Source organism: Streptomyces sp. Je 1-369, assembly GCF_026810505.1.
In the GTDB taxonomy this organism is placed as follows: Bacteria; Actinomycetota; Actinomycetes; order Streptomycetales; family Streptomycetaceae; genus Streptomyces.
Genome location: NZ_CP101750.1, coordinates 1,865,939 through 1,892,307 on the forward strand (window position 1 = coordinate 1,865,939; position 26,369 = coordinate 1,892,307).

General features: G+C 70.7%; 24 protein-coding genes. 6 read left to right on the top strand and 18 right to left on the bottom strand.

Translation table 11 applies throughout. The annotated features are described in order from the left end of the window. Positions 1-173: 173 nt before the first annotated feature. The 7 genes from NOO62_RS08490 to NOO62_RS08520 all read right to left on the bottom strand — a co-directional run bounded on the left by NOO62_RS08490 (position 174) and on the right by NOO62_RS08520 (position 4,643). Positions 174-644 (bottom strand): hypothetical protein, encoded by a 471-nt coding sequence (locus tag NOO62_RS08490; RefSeq protein ID WP_268770282.1) that lies wholly within the window; start codon positions 642-644, stop codon positions 174-176. Between the two features lie 90 nt (positions 645-734). Beyond that, a complete protein-coding gene (locus tag NOO62_RS08495) occupies positions 735-965 on the bottom strand; it encodes a DUF397 domain-containing protein (RefSeq protein WP_268770283.1) in 231 nt (76 codons plus the stop codon). Between the two features lie 38 nt (positions 966-1,003). Continuing rightward, positions 1,004-1,318 (bottom strand): hypothetical protein, encoded by a 315-nt coding sequence (locus NOO62_RS08500; protein WP_268770284.1) that lies wholly within the window; start codon positions 1,316-1,318, stop codon positions 1,004-1,006. Positions 1,319-1,379: 61 nt separating this feature from the next. Further along, positions 1,380-2,213, bottom strand: a complete 834-nt coding sequence (locus NOO62_RS08505; RefSeq protein WP_268770285.1) for a helix-turn-helix domain-containing protein — start codon at positions 2,211-2,213, stop codon at positions 1,380-1,382. Continuing rightward, on the bottom strand, positions 2,203-2,724 hold the full coding sequence (locus NOO62_RS08510) for a DUF6879 family protein (RefSeq protein WP_268770286.1): 522 nt from the start codon (positions 2,722-2,724) through the stop codon (positions 2,203-2,205). Before NOO62_RS08510 ends, NOO62_RS08505 begins: the two co-directional genes overlap by 11 nt. Beyond that, positions 2,708-2,917: a hypothetical protein gene (locus NOO62_RS08515; RefSeq protein ID WP_266985467.1), complete on the bottom strand. Its 210-nt coding sequence runs from the start codon at positions 2,915-2,917 to the stop codon at positions 2,708-2,710. The genes NOO62_RS08510 and NOO62_RS08515 overlap by 17 nt, the downstream gene beginning before the upstream one ends. Before the next feature lie 412 nt (positions 2,918-3,329). Further along, the gene (locus NOO62_RS08520; protein WP_268770287.1) at positions 3,330-4,643 is read right to left on the bottom strand and encodes a caspase family protein; all 1,314 of its coding nucleotides are present in this window, start codon (positions 4,641-4,643) and stop codon (positions 3,330-3,332) included. Positions 4,644-4,782: 139 nt separating this feature from the next. Between NOO62_RS08520 and NOO62_RS08525 the strand changes: the two genes are divergently transcribed. Both NOO62_RS08525 and NOO62_RS08530 read left to right on the top strand, forming a co-directional pair. Continuing rightward, the gene (locus tag NOO62_RS08525; RefSeq protein WP_268770288.1) at positions 4,783-5,448 is read left to right on the top strand and encodes an SIS domain-containing protein; all 666 of its coding nucleotides are present in this window, start codon (positions 4,783-4,785) and stop codon (positions 5,446-5,448) included. Positions 5,449-5,499: 51 nt separating this feature from the next. Beyond that, positions 5,500-6,942, top strand: coding sequence for a trehalose-6-phosphate synthase (locus tag NOO62_RS08530; RefSeq protein WP_268770289.1), 1,443 nt, complete (start codon positions 5,500-5,502; stop codon positions 6,940-6,942). Here the strand turns inward: NOO62_RS08530 and NOO62_RS08535 are convergent. Beyond that, positions 6,939-9,287: an ATP-binding protein gene (locus tag NOO62_RS08535; protein ID WP_268770290.1), complete on the bottom strand. Its 2,349-nt coding sequence runs from the start codon at positions 9,285-9,287 to the stop codon at positions 6,939-6,941. The two genes, NOO62_RS08530 and NOO62_RS08535, sit on opposite strands and share 4 nt — an antisense overlap. A gap of 125 nt (positions 9,288-9,412) precedes the next feature. Here NOO62_RS08535 and NOO62_RS08540 point away from each other — a divergent pair, with 125 nt between their 5' ends. Further along, entirely contained in the window at positions 9,413-10,789 is a 1,377-nt protein-coding gene (locus NOO62_RS08540) for a glucose-6-phosphate dehydrogenase (RefSeq protein ID WP_268770291.1), read from the top strand. A 212-nt stretch (positions 10,790-11,001) separates the two neighbouring features. Here NOO62_RS08540 and NOO62_RS08545 read toward each other — a convergent pair whose 3' ends face one another. Next, the gene (locus NOO62_RS08545; protein ID WP_268770292.1) at positions 11,002-12,045 is read right to left on the bottom strand and encodes a glucokinase; all 1,044 of its coding nucleotides are present in this window, start codon (positions 12,043-12,045) and stop codon (positions 11,002-11,004) included. A 109-nt stretch (positions 12,046-12,154) separates the two neighbouring features. On the opposite strand from NOO62_RS08545, the gene NOO62_RS08550 reads away from it, so the two are divergent. Continuing rightward, positions 12,155-12,511: an effector-associated constant component EACC1 gene (locus NOO62_RS08550; protein WP_268770293.1), complete on the top strand. Its 357-nt coding sequence runs from the start codon at positions 12,155-12,157 to the stop codon at positions 12,509-12,511. 30 nt (positions 12,512-12,541) lie between these two features. Here the strand turns inward: NOO62_RS08550 and NOO62_RS08555 are convergent, their stop codons facing one another. From NOO62_RS08555 to NOO62_RS08585, 7 genes are all read right to left on the bottom strand, one after another. Then, positions 12,542-13,225 carry a response regulator gene (locus NOO62_RS08555; RefSeq protein ID WP_268770294.1) on the bottom strand — a complete coding sequence of 228 codons (684 nt, stop codon included), beginning with the start codon at positions 13,223-13,225 and terminating at the stop codon, positions 12,542-12,544. Positions 13,226-13,229: 4 nt separating this feature from the next. After that, positions 13,230-13,898: a potassium-transporting ATPase subunit C gene (locus tag NOO62_RS08560; protein ID WP_268770295.1), complete on the bottom strand. Its 669-nt coding sequence runs from the start codon at positions 13,896-13,898 to the stop codon at positions 13,230-13,232. Positions 13,899-13,905: 7 nt separating this feature from the next. Next, positions 13,906-16,008 carry a potassium-transporting ATPase subunit KdpB gene (kdpB, locus tag NOO62_RS08565; RefSeq protein WP_268770296.1) on the bottom strand — a complete coding sequence of 701 codons (2,103 nt, stop codon included), beginning with the start codon at positions 16,006-16,008 and terminating at the stop codon, positions 13,906-13,908. Next, positions 16,005-17,669: a potassium-transporting ATPase subunit KdpA gene (gene kdpA / locus NOO62_RS08570; protein ID WP_268770297.1), complete on the bottom strand. Its 1,665-nt coding sequence runs from the start codon at positions 17,667-17,669 to the stop codon at positions 16,005-16,007. The genes kdpB and kdpA overlap by 4 nt, the downstream gene beginning before the upstream one ends. Before the next feature lie 8 nt (positions 17,670-17,677). After that, complete coding sequence (kdpF, locus tag NOO62_RS08575) at positions 17,678-17,767, bottom strand: K(+)-transporting ATPase subunit F (protein ID WP_033264828.1); 90 nt, start codon at positions 17,765-17,767, stop codon at positions 17,678-17,680. 249 nt (positions 17,768-18,016) lie between these two features. Then, the gene (locus NOO62_RS08580; RefSeq protein ID WP_268770298.1) at positions 18,017-18,718 is read right to left on the bottom strand and encodes a bleomycin resistance protein; all 702 of its coding nucleotides are present in this window, start codon (positions 18,716-18,718) and stop codon (positions 18,017-18,019) included. Positions 18,719-18,732: 14 nt separating this feature from the next. Next, a complete protein-coding gene (locus NOO62_RS08585; RefSeq protein ID WP_268770299.1) occupies positions 18,733-19,152 on the bottom strand; it encodes a cupin domain-containing protein in 420 nt (139 codons plus the stop codon). A gap of 52 nt (positions 19,153-19,204) precedes the next feature. Here NOO62_RS08585 and NOO62_RS08590 point away from each other — a divergent pair, with 52 nt between their 5' ends. Together NOO62_RS08590 and NOO62_RS08595 are read left to right on the top strand one after the other, a co-directional pair. Further along, positions 19,205-20,248: a GlxA family transcriptional regulator gene (locus NOO62_RS08590; RefSeq protein WP_268770300.1), complete on the top strand. Its 1,044-nt coding sequence runs from the start codon at positions 19,205-19,207 to the stop codon at positions 20,246-20,248. Positions 20,249-20,321: 73 nt separating this feature from the next. Continuing rightward, complete coding sequence (locus NOO62_RS08595; protein WP_268770301.1) at positions 20,322-21,884, top strand: acetolactate synthase large subunit; 1,563 nt, start codon at positions 20,322-20,324, stop codon at positions 21,882-21,884. Between the two features lie 12 nt (positions 21,885-21,896). Here NOO62_RS08595 and NOO62_RS08600 read toward each other — a convergent pair whose 3' ends face one another. Together NOO62_RS08600 and NOO62_RS08605 are read right to left on the bottom strand one after the other, a co-directional pair. Further along, the gene (locus NOO62_RS08600) at positions 21,897-23,312 is read right to left on the bottom strand and encodes a hypothetical protein (RefSeq protein ID WP_268770302.1); all 1,416 of its coding nucleotides are present in this window, start codon (positions 23,310-23,312) and stop codon (positions 21,897-21,899) included. After that, positions 23,299-26,187: a peroxidase family protein gene (locus NOO62_RS08605; RefSeq protein ID WP_268770303.1), complete on the bottom strand. Its 2,889-nt coding sequence runs from the start codon at positions 26,185-26,187 to the stop codon at positions 23,299-23,301. Before NOO62_RS08605 ends, NOO62_RS08600 begins: the two co-directional genes overlap by 14 nt. Positions 26,188-26,369: the final 182 nt, after the last annotated feature.

Consider the following 26,369-nt stretch of genomic DNA (forward strand, 5'->3'; position numbering starts at 1 on the left):
CCGGTGTGGCTCATGCACTCCACATCGACGGACGCGCCGTCCGACGCAGGCTTAGCCTCCCAACCGCACGTCAGGCACTTCGCCTCGAACGTCACCTCTGTATCCGGCTGCTGAGTGATCCGGTGCTTCGTATACCGCAGGATCGAACGAGGCATCGTGGTGCGCTCCCCTCCTCAGGCGTGGACCGTCGGGCAGGCAAGGTCCGGTGCGGCACGGTTCGGGGAGCACGTCACCAGAGCTACGGACAGGAATGCGGGCCTCTCCAGGTAGAAGCCGTGGGATACGTCTCCACCCCAACCCAGCCGTTCGGCAGCGGAGTAGACCAGCAGCGCCAGCCGCGTACTGTCGCGGTCCGACTCGCAGGTGAACCGGGGTGCGTACTCGGTCAGTTGTCGCCCGAGCCATTCCGCCGCTTCCTTCGGCTCCTCCCAGGTGCCACGCACCAGCTTCGCGGGCTTGCTCAGCCAGAGGGCCGTTTCCAGCGGTGGCAGGTCCACGGTTGGGAACTCCGCCTTCACTTCCTTGTACCTTGCGATCAGCTCCGGCTTATCGGCCGGAGGAGGGTCAGGGTGCGGGGGCCGTCTCAGCGCCTCGTCATCGAACCGTTGCTTGGAGCCGGTCCACAGGTAGCCGTGGTGGTGCAACTGTCGTCCCGTTCGGAGCAGGAAGAAGCGGGGCGCCCGACCGGCCCCGTCTCTCGGGGGTGAGCCAGGGCCGGGGGCAAGGAGCGGACGTCAGACGGACAGGCCGAAGCGGGCCGGGTCGATACCGGCCGCATTCAGTTCCTCGGTGGTGAAGCGCAACGGCTCCGCACCGGGCCGCTTGCTGTCGCCCAACGCCCACGCGCTGGGGCCGATCTTCGCCAGCGTGGCGCAGGACTCGCCGTCGGGGTGTGTGTTGCCCCCGCATGCCTTGAGGAAGGTGGCGCCGTCGATGGGGAGGCTGTACAGGTCGGTTCCGGGCATGGGTGTGCCTTCCTGTGAGATCAGTGCTGGGGGCAGATTCAGAGCTGGTACTGATCCGACTTCGACACGAACACGACACCCGGGCCAAGAGCCGTTGCGCTCTCCCGAAAGATCTCGTGCAGTATCGACCTGGAGTTGTCGCGCATCGCATTGGTCAGGTTGTCGGCCAGTAAGGCGGCCTCAGACGGAAGCAGGACCATTTCCGTGTCTGCCATATGCCGACCGTTCTTCGTCAGCCACACAGGAATGCGAATGTTTCCATCGTCATCCCGGTATGCCGGACGGCTTGGGATGGGGTCCATCCGCCAACCCTGCGGTGACTTCTTCCTCTGGCTCTTCGGTTCGGTCGGCATGAGTACATCCTCGGACCACCGGCCAGGGATCTCTAGCCTTATTTGCGTTGTCGGGTAAAGATCACGATCGGAAGCCGCTAGCCCATTCGGACAGTCGTTCCCTGGCCTCATCACCGAAGACTGCGTACCCCTCGTAAACACTGAACTCATTGAGGTATGCCGACACGTCCCGATGATCCCGAAACACCATTGCTCCGGTCGAAGTCTCCACGGTGGCTATCCGAGAGTCATAGACGGTGAACGTATTCAGTGGCGCATTCGGCATGTGACCACCCAGGGGAATGACACCTAGGCGTACATTCGGCAGGCGACTGACAGAAACGAGACGGTCTACCTGCATCGCCATTGCCGACGAAGGAAGGTACGGCCACCTAACTGCCTGCTCAGTTAGAATGAACGTGAACCGTTTCGACGTGTCGTGTAGGACAGCCTGTCGCTCCAGCTTCTTGCCGATGGCTTTGCTGTGGTCACCGGGGACGGCGGCGAGACTCTCCCTCACGTATTCGGGCGTCGCCAGTAGGCCCGTCACCATGGACAGGAGGAAGTACCGGAACTCGGTAGACGACTGCTCGAAGCCTGCTAGCTCGTTCTGCTTCTTCTCTAGGCCCGTACGGCGTTGCGACCACACGTCTTGCCACTCTGTGTTGGCCGTGCGGGCAAGGGCCGACACCTGTGCCACCATGTCGGCCGGAGCGTCCAGGGCTCGGAGAACTAGCTCCACGTCGACAAGGGACGGGGTCAGCTTCCCGCCCTCAATGTTGCTGATCTTTGTCTGAGACATATTCGTACGCTTAGCGAGCCAGACCTGAGTGCGTCCGGCTCGCTTGCGTAGTGTCTTCAGAGTCTCCGCTAGGTCAGCCTTCGACTGGCCTAGCTCCTGCGGCTCAAACGTCAAGGCCCTTCACGTACTCCTCAAAGGGCACCGACTCGGCCAATGCGATTCGCTGGTATTCCAAGTAAGGGCTCACGCTGCCCTCGTACGCTTCCCGGTTGATCTGAGTTCCGTCCGCCTCATAGTTCATGAGGACGACCTCTTGCCGATCGAACATCCAGAAGTCCTGGACGCCCGCCAAAGGATTTGGCCGGTCGGTGACATCCATAATCCGGATGTCCTCACCGGCCCACACATGCGGCCGGTAGTACATGAACTCGTAGCGAAGGTAGTCCGAGAGCGGACGGGTCACGATATGCACGCGCCCCTTACTCTTACCCTCGCGTCGTACCCGTTGCAGATCCTCGGTGTACTCATTCGAGTGCATGCGAGGATCGATGCGTTCCCCGGCTTGAAAAGCCCTGATCTCCTCGGCCTCCTGTGGGACGTTGTACGCAGGCAGCGTTTCGAGCCGCCATGCCTCGCTCTGGAAGTCGCGGAACTTGGCCGCCCAAGCGTCACCATCCAAGAGCACGGAAAGCCTCCCTAAGGACGTGCTCGGGAATCTCCACCAGGCCCTCACCGTCAGGCGGCGTGAAGGCGTCGGACACGTCGCCCTGGACGATGATGGAGCCGCGCTTCGTCCGGTACAGGTTGGGGCAATCGTTCTGGTTGCACTCCGGGTCGTCGACGTTGCCCGTTAAGCGGGTCAGATCCTCGCGAGCCATGATGGTCCACCCTCCCGCGCAAGGCGTGTCCTTGCTGCTGAGAGGACGCTAGGACGCGGTCGGGCGGGACGTCCATGCGGGAACGCCAATATTTGCGTTGTCGGGTAGACGATCTTGGGTGGATGAGCGAAGGGAGCCCGCCCTGCCCTGGTTGATCACGTGACCAACGCATGACCAACAGCGGTCCGAAACAGCCCGAAACAGGGGGAACGCATGACCAACGCTAGCCGTCAACTCTGCGGCGTGTCGGGCACATCGTCGCAGGTCAACCAAGTAAAGTGCTGGTGCCCGAGTGGAGAGTTCAAGTCCCCCCTCGGACACCAGCAGGGCCCCAGTCGAAAGACTGGGGCCTTTTGCGTGGCGTACGAAAGGTGCGCGGCGTACGGAAGTCGCGTCCCGTACGGAAGGACGCTCAGGCCGGTCCCGCGGCGTCCCGCCAGTACGCGTGATTGCGGCGGACCGCGCGCGTGTCGCCGTGCTGCTCGCCCAGCGAGGAGCGGTAGTTCTCGGCGAGCTCGGCGAAGGCCGCCGCGGCACGTTCGGGGTGGCCGCCCACTCCCAGCCAGTGGGCATGCTGCCACCGGCAGCTGAGCGCGCGGACATCGCCGGGGCCCAGCGCCCCCGAGGCGTCCACGGCGAGCTCGGCGAAGAGGTCCGCGGCGGCCGCGGCGTCGCCGCCGATGCCGGACCAGCGGGCGTGCTCGTGGCGCGCCTGAAGGGTGTCCGGGTGGCGCGGGCCGTGTTCCACGGCCAGCTGCTCGGCGAGCCTGCCGTAGCGCGCGGCCGCGTCGGCCGCCCGTCCGCTCTCCCCCTCGGCGTGCGCCAGGGCCCGGTGCGTGAGGAGGGTGAGCTCGTGATGGGTGCCGAGTACCCGGCCGCACTGCTGCGCGAGGGCGTCCAGGGCTTCGAGTGCCCCCGCCAGGTCACCGGACTCGCCCATCCCGACGGCGCTGCTCAGCCGCTCGGGTACGTCCTCGGCGGTCAGCCTGCGGAACGCGGTGTTCGCGGCCAGGGCCAGCTGGTCGCTCGTCCCGGTGCCGCACCGCTGGGGCCTCGGCTCGCCCCTGGCGGCGAGGACGCGGGCCGTGTGGCGGTAGGCCGCGCCGAGGGTGAGCAGCTCGGGTTCCGCGGCGGAGCCGTCGCGCAGGAACCTGATCAGCTCGCCGGTGAACAGCGTGTGGCGGTCGCCCAGGGGCGCGCGGGCCGGGGTGTTCGCGGGGGCGGAGGCCAGGACGAACGTACCCGCGATCTCCAGCTGGCCGAAGTAGAGCGACGCGGTGTCGCCCATGGTTTCGATGGCCCGCCCCGAGAAGCAGCAGTCGAGGAGCAGGACGCGGTTTCTGGCGGGTGCCGACGCCATCGTCTGGCGGATGAGGTCGAACGGCAGGCTCGTCCAGCCGAGCAGCCCGGTCTGGGTTCCTGTGAGCAGGAGGTGGAGCAGTCCGCGTTCGTCGAGCGCGCCGTGGCCCGCGAAGTAGACGAGGAACATGTCGTCCACGCCGCTCGCCGCGCGGCTGAGCGCCGCCCCGACCGTGTGCGGTTCCCGTACGTCGCGCAGGAGCGTGCAGCGTTCCTCGGGAAGTGCGACGTTGCGGGGGCCGGTGAGCAGCGCCCGCAGGTCGTCGAGGTTGTTGCGGACCGCGGGGAGCGGCGGTAATTCGTCGTCGTCGTAGCTGCCGCAACCGATGAGTACTGCATGGGAGTTCGAACCGCCGGCCAACCGCACTTGGGCCCCCTCTTGCTGCACCGCACCGCTGCCCAAATGATAGCGACGCAACTCATTTGAGGGGTGGCGCTCTTACCGCTGTCCGAGGTTTCGGGCATGCTGACGAATCCGAAGTCGGCTGTGACGGGTGGGGGTTGTTATGGGGCGTTCGGACGTGCGGGACGACGCGGACGCGTTGGACGGCAGAGGCGGTGCGCACCAAGCTTCCGCCGTCTGTACGGCGTTCCAGAATCTGGTGGCCGACGCCGCTCTCGCGGTGGAGCCCGGTGAGTTCGCGGCGGCCGTCCGGCTGCTCGACTCGGTGAGGACGAGCGGCAACTGTCTCTACGCGATCGGCAACGGCGGGAGCGCGGCGACGGCGGGCCACTTGGCGTGCGACCTCGCGATGACCTCGGGTCCGCAGGCGGCGGGGCTGCGGACGCACGCACTCACCGGCAACACGCCGCTGGTCACCGCGCTGGCCAACGACATCGGCTACGACCGTGTGTTCTCCGAGCAGCTGGCCCGCCTGCTGACGCCGGGTGACGTCGTCGTGGCCATCAGCGTCAGCGGCAACTCACCGAACATCCTGGAAGGCCTCAAGACGGCGCGGGCGCGCGGTGTGCGCACGGTCGGGCTGCTCGGTGGCTCGGGGGGCAGCGCCGCCGCGCTCGTCGACGTGCCGCTGCTGGTCGACAGCGAGGTGTACGGCGTGGTGGAGACCGTCCACCTGGGGCTCGTGCACTCCCTGGCGCTCGCTCTGGGCACGGGGAGGGGGCGTTCCCAGGACATTCTGGAGGCGTCGTTCGACGGAACGCAGGGCTGACGGGTGGAGCGTCGGTCCGCGCGGGGGGCGCGTACGGCCGATGTGGTGCTGGTGTCCGACCGGGGGCCCGTGACGTTCCGGGCCACCCCGTCCGGTCTCGTTGCGGAACGTCGTACGGGCAGTGTGACGGCGCTGCTCGACCGGTCCGCGCGGGCGCTCGACGACGACGTGTGCTGGCTGGCCCCGTCGGCGGGCGAGGCGGACGGCGCGGCGGTCCGGGACGGCCGGTTCGCCGGGCTGGGGCTGGGCTATGAGTTCCGGCCGGTGCTTTTCCGGGCGGCGGAGTACCGGCGGTACTACGAGGACGCGGGCGTACGGGGGCTCTGGTACGCGCTGCACGATCTGTGGGCGGACCTGCCGCGGGACCTCGACGCGGGGGGCGCGGGGTCGGGGCCGCTCGGCGACGGCGCGGCGCTGCGGGCGTACCAGCAGGTGAACCGTGGTGTGGCCGCGGCGGCCGCGACGTACTGCCGTCCCGGTACCGTCGTCTGTTTCCACGACTACCAGTTCGCCACGGCGCCCGCGTTCCTGCGCTCCCTGCGGCCCGCGCAGACCGTGGGTCTCTTCGTGCACGCCGCGTTCGCCGGTCCCTCGTCGCTGGCCGAGCTGGCGGGCGCGGCGCGTGGGCTGCTCCTGCGCGGCATGCTCGGGGCGGACGTGCTGGGCTTCCAGTGCGGGCGGTGGGCGGAGTCCTTCCTGCGTTTCGCCGGGGAGGCCGGGCACGAGGTCGACGCGGCGGCCGGCACGGTCCGGCACGCGGGGGGCAGGACGCTGGTACGCCGCTATCCGGCGCCGCCCGATCAGGAGTACCTGTCCGGTGTGGTCGGCACGGCGGAGGCGGAGCGGTGGTCGGATGCCTTCCGGCGGCTGCGGGAGGGGGCCGGGGGCGGTGCGCGGCTGTTGGTGCGCGTCGACCGGCTCGATCCCGCGAAGAACGTACTGCGGGGGTTCGAGGCCTTCGCGCGGCTCCTCGGCGAGCGCCCGGAGCTGCGGCACAGCGTGCGGTTCGTGTGCTGTCTGACCCCTTCCAGGCCCGCCGTTCCCGAGTACGCGTGGTACGCGGCCCGTGTGCGGGAGGCCGTCGCCGCCATCCAGCGGGACCACCCGGGGGTCCTGACCGTCTACTGGGACGAGGACCGGGTGCGGGCCATGGCCGCGCTGCGGGAGTACGACGTCCTGCTGGTCAACTCCGTGCACGACGGGATGAACCTGGTCGCCCAGGAAGGGGTCCTGGTGAACCGGCGTGAGGGGGCGGTCGTCCTGTCGGCCCGTACCGGGAGCGCCGAGCGGCTCGGCGTGGGCGCCGTCGTGCTCGACGACCCGCGTGACGTCCGCGAGACCGTGGTGGCGCTCGGGCAGGCGCTCGCGATGCCGCCCGCCGAGCGTGCCGCGCGGGCGCACCGGATGCGGGAGCCGCTGCTGACCACCTCGCCGGAGAGCTGGCTGCGGGCGCAGCTCGCCGATCTCGCGGAGGTCCGGGACCGCCGGTCCTAGGCCTCGGGGGTCCAGGGCGCGATGTCCTCGTCCAGGGCGCGGAGGGCCTCCTTGACCGCGTCGGTGCGCGGGTCGCCGAGGCGTTCGAGGTCCTTCAGGGCGAGGGAGTAGTAGACGGCGGCTTCCTTCGGGCGGCCCATGGCGGCCAGTGTCGCGCCCAGGTTGACCGCGGTCGCCGCGGCGCCCGGTTCGTCGCCGAAGGAGCGTCTGATCCGCAGCGCCTCGTCGAACGTCGCCACGGCCTCGTCGTCGCGCCCGGCGGTGCGGTAGGCCTCGCCGAGGTGGTTGAGCGACGTGCCCTGGCCGAAGAGGTCCTTGATCTCGCGTTGGATGACGAGGGCGTCCAGCCAGTAGGCGATCGCCTGCTCGATCCGGCCGAGGTCGCGGTAGGCGGTGCCGAGGCTGTTGAGGTCGATGCCCTCGTTCCAGCGGTCGCGGATCTCCCGGTGGATGGCGAGGGCCTTCTTGGAGCAGCGGATCGAGTCCTCGATGCGGTCCATCCGCCGCAGCGCGCCCGCCAGGTTGTTGAGGGAGGTGCCTTCGCCGTACTTGTCGCCGATCCGGCGGCGGATGGCCAGGGCCTGTTCCCAGACCTCGACGGCCTTGTCGAACTCCAGCGTGCCGCGGTAGGCGTTGCCGAGGCTGTTCAGCGTCCAGGCCTCGCCCTTGTGGCAGCCGGAGCGGCGGGCGCCGCTCAGCCCCAGTTCATGGGTGACGATCCAGTCGCTCATCAGCTTGCGCACGTTGAAGAAGCTCCACAGGACCACGGGCAGCTGCCAGGCGACGGCGTCCTGCTCGAACTGCACCGCCTGGCGCACGAGGGCGATCAGGTGGGTGCGTTCGGTGTCGCACCACGTCAGGGCCTCCGCGCCGTCGGCGAACCGGAGCGGTTCGCACCGCTCGGGCAGCGCGTCGAGGTCGATGGCGCGCCGGTGCGGCATGAGCTGCCGGTTCGCCGCGTCGGCGGTGTGCAGGTACCAGAGCAGGCAGCGCCTGATGGACTCGTTGCGGGACTCCTCGGACTCCTCCTCGTAGGCGCGCTCGGCGGCGTAGTCGTGGATGAGGTCGTGGAAGCGGAACCGGTCGGGCGCCACCTGTTCGAGGAGGTGGCAGTCGATCAGGCCGCGCAGGTACACGTTGGTGCGGGCCCGGGAGTCGCCGGTCGCGGCGGCCGCGGCGAGGAGGCTGAACTCGCCGGTGGGGTGCAGGCCGAGGATGCGGAAGCAGCGGGCACTTCCGGTGCCGAGTGCGCGGTACGACCAGGAGAAGGCGACCCGCACCTCGCGCTGTTCGGCGCCGGTGTCCTCGCCGTCGGCGGCGAAGGTGTCGAGCCGGTGGCGCTCGTCGCCGAGGCCTTCCAGGAGGTCGGCTATGGGCCACTGCGGGTACGCGGCGACGCGCTCGCCCACGATGCTGAGGGCCAGCGGCAGATGGCCGCAGCCGGCCGCGAGTTCCTCGACCGCGCCGGGCTCGTGCAGCACGCGGTCGCCGCCGACGATCCCGGTCAGCAGCTCTATGGACTCGCGCTCGCTCAGGGTGTCGAGGCGGATGCTGCGCGCGCCGTAGGTCCCCACCAGCCCCTGGAGGCGGTTGCGGCTGGTCACGATCACCACGCAGGTGGCGCTGCCCGGCAGCAGGGGGAGCACCTGCGCCGTGTCGCGGGCGTTGTCCAGGAGGAGGAGCATCTTCCGTTCGTGCAGCAGGGTGCGGTACATCGCCGCGCGCGGTTCGAGTTCCTGCGGCACCTTGGGCGAGGCCACGTCCAGCGCGTGCAGGAAGTCGGCGAGGACCTCGGCGGGTTCGAGGGGGATGCCCGGTCCGTAGCCGCGCAGGTTGACGTAGAGCTGTCCGTCCGGGAACGCGTCGCGGGAGCGGTGCGCCCAGTGGACCATCAGCGCGGTCTTGCCCACTCCGGGGGCGCCGCCGACGGAGGAGATCACGGCGGTGTCGGGGCCCGGCCTGCGGCGCTCCCCCAACAGCTGGTCCAGTTCCGCGATCTCGTCCTCGCGGCCGACGAACCCCGGGCGGTCCAGGGGCAGCTGGTGGGGGACGGGGAGCGGCGGCCGGTCCGCGGGCGCCGCCTCGGCCGGCCGGAACCGGAGCAGGCCTTCGATGAGCCGGCGGCCGAACTCGGGGTCCGCGGCGACGGCTCGCGACAGCTCGTCGACCGACCCGACCGCTGGCCAGCGGCGTTCCTCCGCCCGTGGCGCGTCCCGGCCCGCCCGCCCGGCCGTGCGGTCGTCCACCAGCCTGCGGAGCCCCTCCCAGCTGGTCTGCGAGCCGGTCGTGGGCGCGTCGCGCGACGGCGCGCCCGCGACCGTTCCGTGGATTTCCCCTGCCGACACCGGTCCACCCCCGTGGGTCAAGCCAAGTGGGGCGAATTATACGGCGTGCGAAAGGCTGCGAGACGTGTCCCGGGCGGGTGGCTTGGGTATTCTCGCGGGCGTCGGGTTCTCCCTGAGGAGGGTGCGTGGCGAACGCATCGTCAGATGCCTTGGTTCTCTTCGGCGCGACCGGAGATCTGGCACGACGAAAACTCTGGCCCGCCCTCTATCGCCTGTCACTCCCGTTTTCCGAACGGTGCACTCCGCTGATCGTCGCGGTCGGACTGCCCGGCCTCGGCAGGGAGGGCTTCGAGAAGTTCGTGACGTCGGCCGTCCACGACATGTGCGGCCCCTCGGACGGCGTGACGGTCCACGGACTGCTGGCCAGGACGTGCTACGTCGAAGGGGACACGACGCGGCGCGCCACCATGGAGGACGTGGCCCACGCGCTGCGCACCACGGACCGTCCCGCGTATTTCCTCGGCGTTCCGCCCCCACTGGCGACCGGCACGATCGCGACGATGGGGGCCGTGGGGCTCCCGCCCGGTTCCGTACTCGTCGAGAAACCGTTCGGAAACGATCTCGATTCGGCGCGGGCGCTCAACGATTCGCTGCTCAAGGTATTTTCCGCCGACTCCGTGCTGAGAATGGATCACTACCTCGGCAAGGAAGCGGTCGAAAATCTCCTCGCATTCCGATTCTGCAATCCCTTCCTCGCCTCCGCGTGGGACCGGAACACCATTTCCCGGGTGCAGATCACGCATTGCGAGAGCAGAGGTGTCGACACGCGCGGATCCCTGTACGAGGAGATCGGCGCGGTCCGCGACGTCGTCCAGAGCCATCTGCTGCAACTCGTCGGGATAGTGGCGATGGACTCGCCCGCCGACGGCACCGCGGAGGCCTTCCGCGAGCGGATCGCGCAGGCCCTCGCCCGGGTGCGGCCGGTCGAGCCGCGGCAGCTCGTGCGCGGGCAGTACGCGGGCTACCGGGCGGAGGCGGGCGTGGCATCCGACTCGGCGGTGGAGACCTTCGCCGCGCTGCGCCTCGACATCGATACCGAGCGCTGGCGCGGCGTGCCGTTCCTGCTGCGCTCCGGCAAGGGTCTCGCCGCGACGGCGATCGAGGTGGTCGTGGACTTCGTGCCCGCCGAGCACCGGCTCTGGTTCACCCGCGAGGATCCGGGGCCCGCGCGCCTGCGCTTCCGGCTCGGCGGTCACGGCGGGGCCGTGCTGACCGTCAACGCCCGCAGGCCGGGGGCGGATCCCGGGCCGATGGCGGTGGACCTGGCGTTCGATCTGGAGGCGTCAGGGCCGTCGTGGGAGGCGTACACGCACCTCCTGGCGGATGCGATCCACGGCAGGACGGGCCGGTTCGTGTCGATGCGGACGGTGGAGGAGTCGTGGCGCATCGTGGCCCCCGCACTGGACGTGCGGGACGCGCCGCTGCCCTACGCGCGGGGGTCGTGGGGGCCGGAGGAGTCGGCGGGGCTGCCGGGGGCGGGCGGGTGGTGCGCGCCGCTCTAGGGCCTGTGTCGGAAGTCCCGTCGTCCGCCCGGAGGGCGGGCCCCGCGGCGTCATGGGGGCACCTCCCTGCTCGAGCGGAGCCGAGAGCTTGGGGGAGCGTGCGATCGCAAGGCGGAGGGTCGCCCCGATACTGGTTGTATCGGGGTGTCCCGACAACGCCGCGAGGGCGCGTGCCGGACGTCGCGGGGCAGGCGGGACTGCCGACACAGGCCCTAAGGCCTGCGCTCCTCCCCCAGTGCGTCCCGCGTGGCCAGGCGGTACGCGCCGCGCACGCCCACCAGCGGGTCGAGGGCGAGGCGCACCGGGACCTCCGCGAGGAGGTCGTGGTGGCAGGCTCCCGGGCTGATGAAGCGGTCCAGGAACTCCGTCTCCGCGCACAGGAACTCCGCGACCCCGGGGGCCTGCAACACCCCGCTCGTCAGGGTGACGACGCCGCCCGCGGGCAGGCAGACCAGGACCACGCCGCGCAGGTACTGGCCGAAGAGGGCGGCGAACAGCCGGACGACCTCGCGGGCACGGGGGTCGCCCGCGAGCGCCGCGGCGGTGATCAGCGGTGCGACGGCCGCGCCGGTGCGGCGCGCCTCGGTCACCCTGTCGTGCAGGTCGGGGGCGGCGGGCGCCGCGTGACACGCGTAGTCGTACATCCGGTCGAAGCCGCGGAGCCCGCCGATGGCCTCCTCGACGGTGATGACCCCTCCGAGTCCGCCGCTCCCGCCGCTTCCGCGCCGGAGGAAGGCCAGGTAGCCCGCCTCGAACGCGTCCACCGGCTGCCAGGTGACGTGCCCCGACTCGGACGTGCGGACCGCCCCGTGCCCGTCCAGGAGGGCGCTGCCGACGCCGCTGCCCACGGAGACCGCGAGGAGTTCGTCCGCGCGGAAGGCGGCATCGTGGTGGGTGAGCGGCCGCACCTCGTCCGGTCCGAGGTCGGCCATGCCGTGCGCGGTCGCCGTCATGTCGTTCACGACGCGGAGCCGGATGCCGTGCTCGGCCGCGAACGCGGCGCTGTCGAACAGCGGCCAGTGCGGCAGGTTCGTCAGCTGTACGTTGCCGTGCGCGGGAACGCGGCCTGCGACCGCGAGGACGACGGTGTCGGGGTGCAGGTCCGCCTCGCGCAGGGAGGCGGTCAGCAGGTCCCCCAGCGAAGGGAAGTCCGCGGTGCGCACCTTCCTCTCTGCGTACTCCGGTTCGCCCGCCCGGCCGCCGCGCAGCCGGGAATTGGTACCACCCACGTCGAACGCGGCCACCGCTGTACGCACTGTCTCACCACTTCGCTTCGGGTCGGTCCAATTCTCCCCCGTACGGACCGAGTTGTCGTGGGGCACAGTATGACGAGACGTCCGTGCGGACGCGGGAACGGATGCGGTGATGTCGATACAGATCAAGGTCAGTGGTCCTGCGGGCTCCGACTCGGCGCTGGTGCGGGATCTGCACGCCTGGCTCCAGCGGGAGGACGAGCTGCGCGGCCGGGTCCGGCTCGCGGGCGGGCCGCCGGAGCCGGGGCAGATGGGGGCCGTGTCGGAGCTGGTCCTGACGGCGGTCAGCAGCGGCACGGTCGCCGCGCTGGTGGCGTCCGCGCAGCTCTGGATCAAGCAGCGGCGCGCGAACCTCTCCATCGTCGTGCGGCATCCGGACGGCAAGGAGGTGGAGATCGACGCGGAGCAGATCTCGGGCGCCGAGGAATTCATCCGAACGGTACTGCGGGATGCGGACCCGGCGCCCTGACCGCTGTTCCCGGGGTCAGGGCTCGGGCTCTCAGCTCTCGAAGCGGTACCCCATCCCCGGCTCCGTGATGAGGTGCCGGGGACGGGAGGGGTCCGTTTCCAGTTTGCGGCGGAGCTGGGCCATGTAGACCCGGAGGTAGTTGGTTTTCGTGTCGTGGGACGGGCCCCACACGTCGAGCAGCAGTTGCCGCTGGGTGATGAGGTGTCCCGGGTGGCGGATGAGGATCTCCAGGAGCTGCCACTCCGTGGGGGTCAGGCGTACGTCGCGGCCGTCGCGGGTGACCTTCTTGGCGACCAGGTCGACGGTGAAGCCGTCGGTGGTGACCACGGCGGTCTCCCGTCCCGCCGGGGCGGGTTCGGTGCGGCGGACGGCGGCGCGCAGCCGGGCGAGGAGCTCGTTCATGCCGAACGGCTTCGTGATGTAGTCGTCGGCTCCCGCGTCGAGCGCCACGACCTTCTCGGCCGACGCGCGCCGGGCGGTGAGGACCAGGACCGGCGCGCGGGTCAGGGCGCGGAGGAGCTTGAGCACCTCGATGCCGTCCATGTCGGGCAGGCCCAGGTCGAGGATGACGACGTCCGGCCGCCGGGCCTCCGTCAGGCGTAACGCGGTGGTTCCGTCGGGGGCGGCGTCCACCCCGTACTCGCGGGCCCGGAGGTTGATCACGAGAGCCCGTACGAGCTGCGCGTCGTCCTCCACCACCAGCACCCGGGTCATCTGGTCACCCCTTGCCGGTGAGTTCCTTGAGCGCGATGTTGAGCTGGAGGACGTTGACGCGCGGCTCGCCGATGAAGCCGAGGGTGCGTCCGTCGGTGTGGTCGTCGACCAGCTCGTGGACCTGTCGTACGGGCAGGTGGTTCTCGGCGGCCACACGTCGGACCTGGAGGTCGGCGTACTCCGGGGAGATGTGCGGGTCGAGGCCGGAGCCGGAGGAGGTGACCGCGTCGGCGGGCACGTCGGCGGGGGCGATCCGGTGGCCGGGGGTCGAGTTGTCCTTGATGACGGCCGCCTTGGCGTCCTTCACCTGCTGGATCAGTTCCTTGTTGGCGCCGGAGAGGTTGGTGGCGCCGGACAGGAGCAGCTTGTACTGCGTGTTGACGCTGTTCTCGCCGAGGCCGTTGGAGGGGCGGGGCTGGAACCACTTGAGGTCCGGTTCGGCGGTCTCCTGGCCCTTCCTCAGCGGCAGGTCGTAGCGCTGGCCGATGAGTTCGGAGCCGACGGTCCTGCCGTCCGCCTGCACCTCGGAGCCGTTCGCCTTGTCGTTGAACAGGGCTTGGGCGACGCCGGTCACGGCGAGGGGGTAGAGGACGCCGCAGATGACGGTGAGGACGAGGAGGGCGCGCAGGCCGGCGCCGATCAGCCGGGCGGTGTTTCCTACGGAGTTGTTCATGGCTGCGTCACCCAATGCCGGGGATGAGGGAGATGAGTACGTCGATGATCTTGATGCCGATGAACGGGGCGACGAGCCCGCCCAGGCCGTAGAGGCCGAGGTTGCGCCGCAGCATCCTGTCGGCGCTCATCGGCCGGTACCGGACGCCCTTGAGGGCGAGCGGGACGAGCGCGACGATGATCAGCGCGTTGAAGACGACCGCGGAGAGGATCGCGGACTCCGGCGACGACAGGTTCATGATGTTGAGCTTGTCGAGCGACGGATAGGCGACCGCGAACATGGCGGGGATGATCGCGAAGTACTTCGCGACGTCGTTGGCGATCGAGAAGGTCGTCAACGCGCCCCGGGTGATGAGGAGTTGCTTGCCGACCTCGACGATCTCGATGAGTTTCGTCGGGTTGGAGTCCAGGTCGACCATGTTCCCGGCCTCCTTGGCGGCGGAGGTGCCGGTGTTCATGGCGACGCCGACGTCGGCCTGGGCGAGCGCGGGGGCGTCGTTGGTGCCGTCGCCCGTCATCGCGACGAGTTTGCCGCCGGCCTGCTCGCGCTTGATCAGCGCCATCTTGTCCTCGGGCGTGGCCTCGGCGAGGAAGTCGTCCACGCCCGCCTCGTCCGCGATGGCCTTGGCGGTCAGCGGGTTGTCGCCGGTGATCATGACGGTCTTGATGCCCATGCGGCGCAGTTCGTCGAACCGTTCGCGCATGCCTTCCTTGACGACGTCCTTGAGGTGGATCACCCCGAGGACCCGGGCGCCGTCAGCGTCTTCCAGAGCCACCAGCAGCGGCGTGCCACCAGCCTGTGAAATCCGGTCGTTGATGTCCTGGGCATCCTCGGCGACCTCGCCCCCGCGTTCCTTGACCCAGGCGACGACCGAACCGGTCGCGCCCTTGCGGACCTTGCGGCCGTCGATGTCGACACCGGACATGCGGGTCTGGGCCGTGAACTCGATCCATTCGGCGCCGGTCAGCTCGCCTTGGTGGCGCTCCCTGAGTCCGTACTTCTCCTTGGCGAGTACGACGACGGAGCGGCCCTCGGGCGTCTCGTCGGCCAGCGAGGAGAGTTGCGCGGCGTCGGCGACCTCGGCCTCCGTGGTGCCGCGCACCGGCACGAACTCGGCGGCCTGGCGGTTGCCGAGGGTGATGGTGCCTGTCTTGTCGAGGAGCAGCGTCGACACGTCGCCCGCGGCCTCGACGGCCCTGCCGGACATGGCGAGGACGTTGCGCTGGACCAGGCGGTCCATGCCCGCGATGCCGATCGCGGAGAGCAGCGCGCCGATGGTCGTCGGGATGAGGCAGACGAGCAGCGCCGCGAGGACGATCAGCGACGTCTGGCCGTCGGCACCCGCGTAGATCGCGAAGGGCTTGAGGGTGACGACGGCGAGCAGGAAGACGATGGTGAGGGACGCCAGGAGGATGTTCAGGGCGATCTCGTTGGGCGTCTTCTGGCGGGCCGCGCCCTCGACCAGGTTGATCATGCGGTCGATGAACGTCTCGCCCGGCTTCGTCGTGATCTTGATGACGATGCGGTCGGAGAGGACCTTCGTACCGCCCGTGACGGCGGAGCGGTCGCCGCCCGACTCGCGGATGACGGGCGCCGATTCGCCGGTGATCGCGGACTCGTCGACGGAGGCCACGCCTTCTACGACGTCTCCGTCGCCGGGGATGATGTCGCCGGCCTCGCAGACGACCAGGTCGCCGATGCGCAGGTCGGTGCCGGCCACGGACTCCTCGGCGGTGCCGGAGAGGCGGCGGGCGACGGTGTCGGTCTTGGCCTTGCGCAGGGTGTCGGCCTGCGCCTTGCCGCGGCCCTCGGCGACGGCCTCCGCGAGGTTGGCGAAGACCGTGGTCAGCCAGAGCCAGGCGGTGATCGCCCAGCCGAACCAGTCCCCCGGGTCCTTGAGCGCGAGCACGGTGGTGACCACCGAGCCGATCAGGACGACGAACATGACGGGTGACTTGACCATCACGCGCGGGTTCAGTTTGCGGAAGGCGTCCGGCAGCGACTTCAGGAGCTGGGCCGGGTCGAAGAGGCCCGCGCCGACTTTGCCGGAGTCCCCGGCGTGGGCGGGCTCGTGGCCGGTGGGGACTTCCACCTTGGTGTCTGTGCTCATGATGCGAGCCCCTCGGCAAGCGGTCCCAGCGCGAGCGCGGGGAAATAGGTCAGACCGGTGATGATCATGATCGTGCCGACAAGCAGCCCGGTGAAGAGCGGCTTCTCGGTGCGCAGGGTCCCCGCCGTCTTCGGGACGGGCTGCTGCTCGGCCAGCGAACCGGCGAGCGCGAGGACGAAGACCATCGGCAGGAACCGGCCGAGCAGCATCGCGAGTCCGATGGTGCTGTTGAACCACTGCGTGTCGGCGTTCAGGCCCGCGAAGGCCGAGCCGTTGTTGTTGGCCCCGGAGGTATAGGCGTAGAGGATCTCGGAGAAGCCGTGCGCGCCGGTGTTCGTCATCGAGTCGCCCGGGGTGGGCAGGGCCATCGCGACGGCGGTGAAGCCGAGGACGAGCGCCGGGGTGACGAGGATGTAGCAGGCGGCCAGCTTGATCTCGCGGGTGCCGATCTTCTTGCCGAGGTACTCGGGGGTGCGTCCGACCATGAGTCCTGCGATGAACACGGCGATGAGCGCCATGATCAGCATGCCGTAGAGGCCCGATCCGGTGCCGCCGGGCGCGATCTCGCCGAGCTGCATGCCCAGCATCTGGATGCCGCCGCCGAAGCCGGTGTAGGAGGAGTGGAAGGAGTTCACCGCGCCGGTGGAGGTGAGCGTGGTGGCTACGGAGAAGATCGACGAGCCTGCGATGCCGAACCGGTTCTCCTTGCCCTCCATCGCCCCGCCCGCGAGGTCGAAGGCCGGGCCGCCGTGGTGGAACTCGGTCCACATCATCAGCGCGGTGAAGCCGAGCCAGATCGTCGCCATCGTGGCGAGGATCGCGTAGCCCTGCCGTATCGAGCCGACCATCCTGCCGAAGGTCCGCGTCAGCGCGAACGGGATGAGCAGGATCAGGAAGATCTCGAAGAGGTTCGAGAGCGGGTTGGGGTTCTCGAAGGGGTGGGCGGAGTTGGCGTTGAAGTAGCCGCCGCCGTTGGTGCCCAGCTCCTTGATGACCTCCTGGGAGGCGACGGCGCCGCCGTTCCACTGCTGCTTGCCGCCCAGGAACTGGCCGACCTCGTGGATGCCGGAGAAGTTCTGGAGGGCGCCGCAGGCGACCAGGACGAGCGCGCCGATCACGGAGATCGGGAGCAGGATGCGGACCGTGCCGCGCACGAGGTCGGCCCAGAAGTTGCCGAGCTCACCGGTGCGGGACCTGGCGAAGCCGCGTACGAGCGCCACCGCGACGGCGATGCCCACGGCCGCGGAGACGAAGTTCTGCACGGCGAGGCCGCCGGTCTGCACGACGTGGCCCATGGCCTGTTCGCCGGAGTACGACTGCCAGTTGGTGTTCGCGACGAACGACGCCGCGGTGTTGAACGCCTGGTCCGGGTCGATGGACTTGAAGCCCAGCGAGCCGGGCAGCGAGCCCTGGAGCCGCTGCAGCAGGTAGAGGAAGAGGACGCCGGCGGCGGAGAAGGCGAGGACACCGCGCAGGTAGGCGGGCCAGCGCATCTCCGTGTCGGGATTGGCGCCGATGGCCTTGTAGATCCACTTCTCGGCACGGAGGTGCTTCTTCGAGCCGTAGACGTGGGCCATGTAGTCGCCGAGCGGACGGTATGCGAGGGCGAGCGCCGCCACGAGGGCGAGCAGCTGGAGCACACCGGCAAGAACGGGGCTCATATCCGTACTCAGAACCTCTCCGGGAAGACGAGGGCGAGGACGAGATAGCCAAGGAGGGCGACGGCCACGACGAGGCCGACGATGTTCTCGGCGGTCACAGCTTGGTCACCCCCTTGGCGACGAGGGCCACCAGCGCGAAGACCGCGAGCGTGGTGACGACGAAGGCCACGTCGGCCATCGTGAGCTCCTGAAGGAAGTGGACGGTGCAGTAGCTGCTCGGACGGTTAGAGGTAACCGCCCTTTTCGCCGTCCACGACCGGCGTTGACACCCTCCATACGGCGCGTTCGGCCGTCTTGACGGCTCTCATACGGAGGGTGCCGGTCCGCGCCCGTCCGGGGCCCGGCCGCTACTCGCGGAGCTCGGCCAGGCGTGCCAGGGCGTCCCGCACGGACTCCCGCTCCGCGTCGGTGAGCGGGAGGCCCGCGGCGCGGGTCAGGAGCCGCTCCGCCAGGCCGTCGTCACCGAGGCGGCGGGCGATGTCGCCGCGCAGGACCAGGAGGCGCAGCTCCTGCTCGGGGGTGGGGCTCTCGTCGGTGAGGCCGAGGGCCCGGTCGATGATCTTCGCGGCGCCTGGCAGGTCCTCCTTCGAGTCGGCGAACAGGTCGGCCATGTGCAGGGCCCGCGCGAACGTCTCCTTGGGTGCGGGGCGCATCGACTGGTCCTCGCTGATCTGCTGTCCGACGCGGATGGTGTTGCCGCCGGGGTCGGTCATCAGGAACTGCCGCATGCCGTACGACATGTCCTTGAGCGGCCCGATGCGGGGCAGGCCGCGGGTGGGGATCCTGCCGTACGCCGCCTTGAGCCCGGCGCGGAAGGCGGCGTGCAGCGTCTCGACGTCGTCCGTGACGACGTAGCACCCGGAGTAGGACTGCTGGGGGTCGTACTCCTTCATGGCGAAGAACTGGAGCTCGATGCGGCCGCGTTCGACGACGGCGTACGGATAGGGGCTCTTCTGGAAGAAGGTCGTCCCGAAGCCGAGGGCGGTGTAGAAGTCGACCACCGGCTGAACGGCGCGGCACGGGAGGAGCGGAATCATCTTCTCGGGCATGCGGCCCAGTCTAGTCAAATTTGAATAGGAGTTCCTGTCGTCGCGTGCACGTGGTCCGGGATCTCGTCGTGGCGGTCGCCGACCGTCGGGGTGCCGGTGGGCTCGAAGAGGAGGATGCGGGCGCCGTCCGGGGCGCAGGGGCGGTGCTCGGTGCCGCGCGGGACGGTGAAGACCGACCCCTTCGGGAGCGTGACCCGGCGTTCCCCCGCGGGCTCGCGCAGGTCGATGTGCAGCTCGCCGTCGACGACGAGGAAGAACTCGTCGGTGTCGTCGTGGACGTGCCAGACGTGTGTGCCCTCGACCTTGGCGACGCGTACGTCGTAGTCGTTGACGGAGGTGACGATGCGAGGGCTCCACAGGGCGTCGAAGGAGGCGAAGGCCCGGTCGAGAGCGAGGGGTTCGGTGCCGGGTCCGGTGCTGGGTTCGGTGTTCATGCAGTGATCTTGCGGCGTGACCGGCAGGTGCCACGAGTGCTAGAAATCGCACATGACGCAAGGATCCTCGCACTCGTCCGCCGCGCGGCCCCCGCACCGCGTCGTCGTCATCGTCGACGAGGGCACCAACCCCTTCGAAGTCGGCGTCGCCACCGAGGTGTTCGGCCTGCCGCGACCCGAACTCGGCCTGCCGGGCGCCCTGTACGGGATCGAGCTGTGCACCCCGCGGCCGGACATCCGCATGAACCACGGGTTCTTCACGCTCACCGGCGTGCCCGGGCTCGACGCCGCGGACACCGCGGACACGCTGATCATGCCGGGCAGGCCCGGCAACACCGTGCCGCGCGCCCCGGACGTCCTCGCCGCCCTACGGCGGGCCCACGCGCGCGGCGCCCGGATCCTGAGCTTCTGCACGGGCGCCTTCGCCCTCGCGGAGTCGGGCATCCTCGACGGCCGCCGGGCCGCCACCCACTGGCAGTGGGCCGACTCCTTCCGTGAGCTGTTTCCGGCCGTGCAGCTCGAACGCGACGTGCTGTTCGTGGACGACGGCGACATCCTCACCGCGGCGGGCAGCGCGGCCGCCCTCGACCTGAGCCTGCACATCGTGCGCAAGGACTTCGGGGCCGAGGTCGCCAACTCCGTGAGCAGGCGGCTCGTGTTCGCCGCCCACCGCGACGGCGGGCAGCGGCAGTTCATCGAGCGGCCCGTTCCCGCGGTCCCTGACGAGTCCCTCGCGCCCGTGCTCGCCTGGGCGCAGGAGCGGCTCGGCGAACCGGTGACGGTGACCGGTCTCGCCGCCCGCGCCGGGGTCAGCCCGGCCACTCTGCACCGCCGTTTCCGCGCCCAGCTCGGCACGACCCCGCTGGCCTGGCTCACGAGTGAGCGCGTGGCGCTGGCCTGCCGACTCATCGAGCGCGGCGAGGAGCGCCTCGACGTGGTCGCGCACCGCAGCGGCCTCGGCACCGCCGCCAATCTGCGGGCCAGGCTGCGCCGCGAGACGGGGCTCAGCCCGTCCGGCTACCGGCGCAGGTTCGGGCCCGGCGCGCCCCCACCGGCTGGCCGGATCCCGGCTGCCGCCACGGCCCGGACCCCGTGAAGACTGGCCTCCCCCACGCGCCGGGCGCCGTCGCCCACCGCGCGCCCTCGCCACCGAGCAGAGGCGGACCGCCATGCCGACCGGAGCGCAGATCCTGATCAACGGACTCGTGGACGGAGGCGTCCGCGCGTGCTTCGCCAACCCCGGCACCTCCGAGATGCACTTCGTGGCCGCCCTGGACGAGACGCCCGAGCTGCGGCCCGTGCTCTGCCTCTTCGAGGGCGTGGCCACGGGCGCCGCCGACGGCTACGGACGGATGACGCGGCGCCCCGCCTGCACGCTCCTGCACCTCGGCCCCGGCCTCGCCGGCGGCCTGCCCAACCTGCACAACGCGCGCCGGGCCGCCACCCCCGTCGTCAACGTCGTCGGCGACCACGCCCTGCACCACAAGCGCCTCGACGCGCCCCTGGAGTCCGACATCGGGGCGCTCGCCCGCACCGTCTCCACCTGGACGCGGCGCACGTACTACGCCTCCGAACTCGCGGGGGACGTGGCCGCCGCCGTCACCGCCGCGACCGGTCCGCCCGGCGCCGTCGCGACGCTCGTCGTGCCCGCCGATGTGTCGTGGTCGCAGGCGGGCGACGCACCGGCCGCCGCGCGTCCCGCCCCGGCGCGGCACGGCCTCGTCTCCGTGGACGCCGTGACGGGCGCCGCCGGGGCGCTGCGGTCCGGTGAGGGGGCCGCCCTGCTCCTCGGTGGGGACGCCGTGCGCGGGCCCGGGCTCGAGGCGGCGGGGCGGATCGCCGCGGCGACCGGCGCCAAGCTGCTCTGCGAGACCTTCCCCGCCCGCATGGAGCGGGGCGCGGGCCGCCCTGCCGTCGAGCGGCTCGCCTACCTGGCGGCCGGCGCGGTCCGTCAACTGGCGGGCGTACGGCACCTGGTGCTCGCCGGAGCCGCGTCGCCGGTCACCTTCTTCGCGTATCCGGGGCAGGGCGGCGCGCTGGTGCCGCAGGGGTGCGCGGTGCATACGCTCGCGGCCGGGTCGGAGGACGTGACGGCGGCGCTCGAAGGGCTCGCCGAGGTGGTCGGGCCCGGCGTGCGGCGCGTACGGGAGGAGACGGCGCGGCCCGCGCTGCCCAGCGGGGAGCTGACCGCCGAGTCGGCGGCCGAGGTGATCGGGGCGCTGCTGCCGGAGGGTGCCGTCGTCGTCGACGAGGCCAACACGTCGGGGCTGTGGCTGCCGGGCGCGACCGCGGGCGCGCCGCCGCACGACTGGCTGACGCTGACCGGCGGCGCCATGGGGCAGGGGCTGCCGCTCGCGGTGGGTGCGGGGGTGGCCTGTCCCGAGCGGCCCGTGCTCGCCCTGGTCGGGGACGGCGCCTCGATGTACACGGTGCAGGCGCTGTGGACCCAGGCGCGGGAGGGGCTCGACGTCACGACGGTCGTCTTCGACAACGGGTCGTACGCGATCCTCAATCTGGAGCTGGCTGCGGTGGGGGCGGTGGCGGGCGGGGAGCGGGCCCGCAGGCTCCTCGACCTGTCGGGGCCGCCCCTCGACTTCGTCGCGCTGGCGCGCGGGATGGGGGTGCCCGCGGAACGGGCGGCCACGGCCGAGGAGTTCGCGGCGCTGCTGAAGCGGGGCCTCGCGGAACCCGGGCCTTTCCTGATCGCTTGTGTGGTCCCGCCGTTGGCGTGACTCAGGGAGACATCAGGTGTCCCACAGCCCTTCGTGCCGGCGGTGCGCGTCCGTCAGGCCGTCGGCGAAGAACCGGTCGTAGTACTCGGACTCGACGTGGTGGACCTGGAGCCAGACGCCGGGGACGTGGATCGCGTCGGTGTGCGCGGGGAAGCGGCGGTGCGTGCGCAGGATGTACGTGCAGATGTCCCGCGCGCAGTCGACCACCCGGTCCTCGTACTCGCTCGCCTCCGCGAGGTACCGCTGCCCGTACCCCTCCTTGTAGATGCGGGAGAAGACGTCCTTGTCGCCGTACGTGCCGCCGGGGCCGAACTTGGCGCGCATCACCGCGTCGACCGCCGCCGCCATCGTGCGGTGCGCCGGCGGGCACGCCGCCTCGATGAGCGGCTCGCCCCCGGGTGACTTGAGGCCGACGGGGTGGGAGCGCAGGTTGGCGTATTTGGGGAGCGGTACGTGCCAGCGCCACACGTCCGGCAGGCGCCAGCGCGGGGTGACGAAGGTGAAGCCGAGCATGCGGCCGTAGGCGCGGGAGAACTTCGGGTCGCCCAGGACGATCTGCGGGTTGATGGAGGCGTGGATCCATGCGCCGAGGCCCATCCCCTCCGCGGTCAGCATCAGGTTCTGCAGCAGCAGGTCCGCCTCGATCTGGGTGCGCAGCGGGCCGAGCGCGCCGAGCGGCAGCTTGATGTCGGCGTTGAGGAAGCCGTTGCGGACCCACTTCTTCACGCCCGCCGGGCGGTAGAAGTTGCGGTCGTCGACGAGGGTGGGGCGGACGTCGTCCGGCTGGGTGAGCAGGTACATCAGGGCGTTGATGTACTGGTGGGAGAGGTCCACCACGGGGAACAGGACGGTCGTTCCCGGCAGGTTGGACAGGAAGCGGTTGGAGTCGAGGTAGGCCGGGAAGTCGCGCATGCCGTCGGCGACGTCCAGGCGGTGGTCGAGGACGCGGACCTTCGCCTGCCGTGCCCGCTCCACCAGGGTGGTCGCGTCGAGGGGCGTGGAGGGGGCCGGGGGCAGGCGGCGCAGGAAGTACGTGCCCGAGTCGTTGATCAGGAAGAAGTGCGTGCCCTGCGCGTTGTCGGGGCTGCCCGCGGTACGGCCCGCCATGGTCATGTTGGGCTTGGCCATGATGGGCTTGCCGTCACGCGGATCGTCGAAGGGGCGGTCCGGCATGGTGAGCCCGGTGCACCCGGTCAACGCGACCAGCACCGCCTCCTCCAGCTCGGACAGGGGCCGCGGCTCGTGCGGCGACCGGTAGCTCATCGACCCCGCGGGGACGGCGGCGCCGCGGCTCACCCGGTGAGTGCGGCGCCGCCAGACCGTCTCCAGGAGGGGCCGGGCGAAGAGGTCACCCAGGCCCGGGTGGCCGGGGCCGGGGCCCGCCGTACGCCCGCCCCGGTCCCCCTGCCCGCCCTCAGCCGCCGGCACGTCCGCCCTCGTCCCCCTCGACCGTCTGCTGCACCTGCCGCCACGGCGCGAACGCGCTCGCTCCGCGCGGGAGCAGGCCCGCGAGTTCGGGGCAGTGGCGCAGGAGCACCGTGTTCATGCCGCCCTTCTGGACCCAGTCGATGCCGAGCGGGGTGTAGATCTCGGGGCGGAAGTCGACGGTCAGGAAGCGGTCGCTCTGCAGGCGCCGCGTGGCCATCAGGATGAAGATGCGGAACGCCGTGTCGCTGAAGCCGAAGCCGTGCGGCGGGTTCTCGGCGAACAGGCCGACCACGGTGTCGATCTCGTCGACGGAGCGGTAGACGTCCTTGAGGCGGGCCACCGTCTCGGGGTCCTGCGACAGCTCCTCGAAGCTGCGGATGCGCTGCTTGTGCAGGCCCTCGCGGAAGTCGTTGTAACGGGGCACACCGCGCCTGCGGGTGCGGACGAGGTCGACGACGGACAGGTCGATGAGCTCGCCGTCGCGCTCGAACTGCTGGAGCGCGCGCGGGAAGTTGTGCAGGGTGATCGCGCCGGGATGGGCGATGCCGAAGGAGTAGAGCGTGTCGGCGAGACCCGTCTTGCGGATGGCGCCCTCGGCGGCGCGGCCCTGGATGTCGTTGAACCCGAGGGTCTCCAGGCGCTGCCCGAAGCGGTGCTCGCGCAGCTCGTAGTCGTCGGGGATCAGCGGGTGCATGCGGTAGACGGTGACGAAGTCCTCCGTCAGGGAGTACGGCGTGCTGTGGTGGTCCGGCAGCGTGGCGGGGATGCCGGTCAGCGAGTGGGACTCGAGGAGCCAGAGGCCGAGCTTGTTCAGCCAGCTGTTGGGCGGGCCCTCCCAGTTGGTGTGCAGGCCTATGTCGATCGCCTCGGTGGCGAGGATCGCCGGGGTCCACTCCACCGTATGGATCTTGGCGATGAGGGCGGAGACGACGAGGCGGGCCGTGTGGTAGACGCTCTCCTGGCCCATCGACGGGTAGGCGTGGTGCAGCGCGTCGCAGACCGCGTTGTGCTCGCGGGCGAAGAGCGTGTGCATGACGCTGAGGCCCAGCCACCAGCTGTCGGCGAATCCGGTGAGCGGGACGCCGTTCTGCGCGATGGGCAAGTGGCCCTCTTCGAGGCGGAGTTTGGCCCCGCCGTCCGGCTCGCGCAGGAACCTGGCGGTGTGTTCGTTCTCGCCGTACACCTCGGAGCCGTCCCACCAGTGCGACGCGGTGTTGGCGAAGAGGACGGGCGGCTGGTCGCCGGGGAGTTCGATGCCTTCGTTGTCGGCGAAGCGCATCACGTGCTCCGCGGGCCCGCCGGGGGTGTTGTGCCAGCTGGTGCCGGGCGGCAGCGGCACCTCGACGGACTTGCCGCCGGGCTTGTACCGCCGGTGGTTGACCCAGTCGTGGACCTGGAACTGGATCCAGGCGGCGGCCAGGACGTTCAGGGACGGCGCGGGCAGGAAGGTGTCGCGGTGCAGGAGCTGGCGGCTGACCGTGACGAGGTTCGGGACGTCGAAGAGGTCGGGCCGGTAGACGGGCTTGAGGTTGCGGCCGAATGCGGCGCCCACGGCTCCCATGGACGGCTTGGACAGGTCGTTGTACGTCCCGTCGTAGGACCGGGCGGTGCGCAGCTGCTCGTCGACGGGGGCGGGCACCCGCGTGGTCTTGGGCGGCGCCTCGTGCACGTCGGTGTCGATGAGGTTGAGGCGGCGCAGGGCCTTGCGGAGGAAGACGAGGTTGAGCAGGCTCGCCTCGACCGGCAGCTTGTGCCAGGGCACGTACCGGTTCAGGAGCCGGAAGGCGGCGGAGACGGGCACCCCGAGCACCGTGTTGCGCAGCGGTTCGTCGGTGACGAAGCGCAGGCCGTGGCGGTGTGCGGCGCTCGCTTCGTAGGTTGCCTTGCGGGCGCGGTTGAGGTTGCCGAGCGGACGGAACTCGTCCGTGGTGAACCACGGGTTGAAGCCGGTCACTTCGACGCGGCCGCCGGCGGCGCGCGCCTCGGCCGTGTCCAGGTCCTGGCTCGGCACGGTGAGGGTGGCGACGGGCACGGCGGGGGCCACCGACTCCAGCCACTCCACGGAGCCGTCCTCGACGGGGGTGCGCCGCTCGTCGACGTACCGCTGCACGCACAGGTCGAAGGTGACGTCCTGCCGGGCCAGCCGGGTCTCCAGCTCGCGGCGCAGGTACTGCGGGTCACGGCGCTCGGGGTCGGAGCGGGTGGCGGTGGCGCTGCCGCCCGCGGGCCGCAGCAGGTAGCGGACCGGTCCCGCCTCGCCCCACAGGATGGCGCTGCGGCTCCAGTACGTCTCCGCGGCGAGGCTGTTCACGGTGTGCCGGGCAGCGGCGCGGACGTTGCGGCGCATGCGGGTGGCGGTGGCGACGCCGACGGCGAGCGGCAGCTTCACGAAGAGGCCGACGGCCTTCTGGAGCGTGGTCGTGGCGCCCGCCATGGCCTTGGCGAAGGCGACGAACTCGCGGGCGTCGCGGGCGTGCGAGACCGGATGGTTGGTGGCGAGCAGGTCGTGGCTCTCCTCGGCGGACACGGTGACGCGCACGGCGGCGCCGCGCAGGTCGGGCGCGCCGTCGGCCTGCCGGATGCCGCTCGCGTTGGAGAGCCGCACGGTCGCCTGATATTCGGCGCCGGGCTGCGCGAAGCCGCAGCGCAGGGGGGCGAGCAGGTCGTCGTGGAAGCGCAGGCGGGCGTTCTCGACGCCGAGTGCGGCCTTGGCGTGCAGGGCGCGCTCGGGTGTGGCCGCCCGTGCCCCGCGCCGGTTCTTCTCCTGGACCTTCATCAGTTCCTTGGCCATGCGCTCGAAGAGGCGTCGCTCCGCTTCCGGGCTGCCGCCCATGTAGCGCTCGTAACTCTGCTGGTGCTGTCCGGTGTCGGCCATCGGGCGCCTCTTCCTTCGCACGGCTGGGCTGCGCGGGACTGCGTGGATCGGGACTGCTTACGGGACAGGGGGCAGGCAGACGCTACTGGTGGCGCCGGGCGGCCGCAGCGACGGTTCCCGCCTATGTGCGCGGCCGCCCCGAGCCGTCGAACAGGCGGGCGGGGTAGGGCGTTTGGGCCCGT

Excerpts from the sequence above, each read along its gene's own strand:
- NOO62_RS08495 (WP_268770283.1), bottom strand. The coding sequence starts at position 965 with ATGCCCGGAACCGACCTGTACAGCCTCCCCATCGACGGCGCCACCTTC.
- NOO62_RS08500 (WP_268770284.1), bottom strand. The coding sequence starts at position 1,318 with ATGCCGACCGAACCGAAGAGCCAGAGGAAGAAGTCACCGCAGGGTTGG.
- NOO62_RS08515 (WP_266985467.1), bottom strand. The coding sequence starts at position 2,917 with ATGGCTCGCGAGGATCTGACCCGCTTAACGGGCAACGTCGACGACCCG.
- NOO62_RS08525 (WP_268770288.1), top strand. The coding sequence starts at position 4,783 with ATGGGGCGTTCGGACGTGCGGGACGACGCGGACGCGTTGGACGGCAGA.
- NOO62_RS08550 (WP_268770293.1), top strand. The coding sequence starts at position 12,155 with ATGTCGATACAGATCAAGGTCAGTGGTCCTGCGGGCTCCGACTCGGCG.
- NOO62_RS08555 (WP_268770294.1), bottom strand. The coding sequence starts at position 13,225 with ATGACCCGGGTGCTGGTGGTGGAGGACGACGCGCAGCTCGTACGGGCT.
- NOO62_RS08560 (WP_268770295.1), bottom strand. The coding sequence starts at position 13,898 with ATGAACAACTCCGTAGGAAACACCGCCCGGCTGATCGGCGCCGGCCTG.
- kdpB (WP_268770296.1), bottom strand. The coding sequence starts at position 16,008 with ATGAGCACAGACACCAAGGTGGAAGTCCCCACCGGCCACGAGCCCGCC.
- kdpA (WP_268770297.1), bottom strand. The coding sequence starts at position 17,669 with ATGAGCCCCGTTCTTGCCGGTGTGCTCCAGCTGCTCGCCCTCGTGGCG.
- NOO62_RS08580 (WP_268770298.1), bottom strand. The coding sequence starts at position 18,718 with ATGCCCGAGAAGATGATTCCGCTCCTCCCGTGCCGCGCCGTTCAGCCG.
- NOO62_RS08585 (WP_268770299.1), bottom strand. The coding sequence starts at position 19,152 with ATGAACACCGAACCCAGCACCGGACCCGGCACCGAACCCCTCGCTCTC.
- NOO62_RS08590 (WP_268770300.1), top strand. The coding sequence starts at position 19,205 with ATGACGCAAGGATCCTCGCACTCGTCCGCCGCGCGGCCCCCGCACCGC.
- NOO62_RS08595 (WP_268770301.1), top strand. The coding sequence starts at position 20,322 with ATGCCGACCGGAGCGCAGATCCTGATCAACGGACTCGTGGACGGAGGC.
- NOO62_RS08605 (WP_268770303.1), bottom strand. The coding sequence starts at position 26,187 with ATGGCCGACACCGGACAGCACCAGCAGAGTTACGAGCGCTACATGGGC.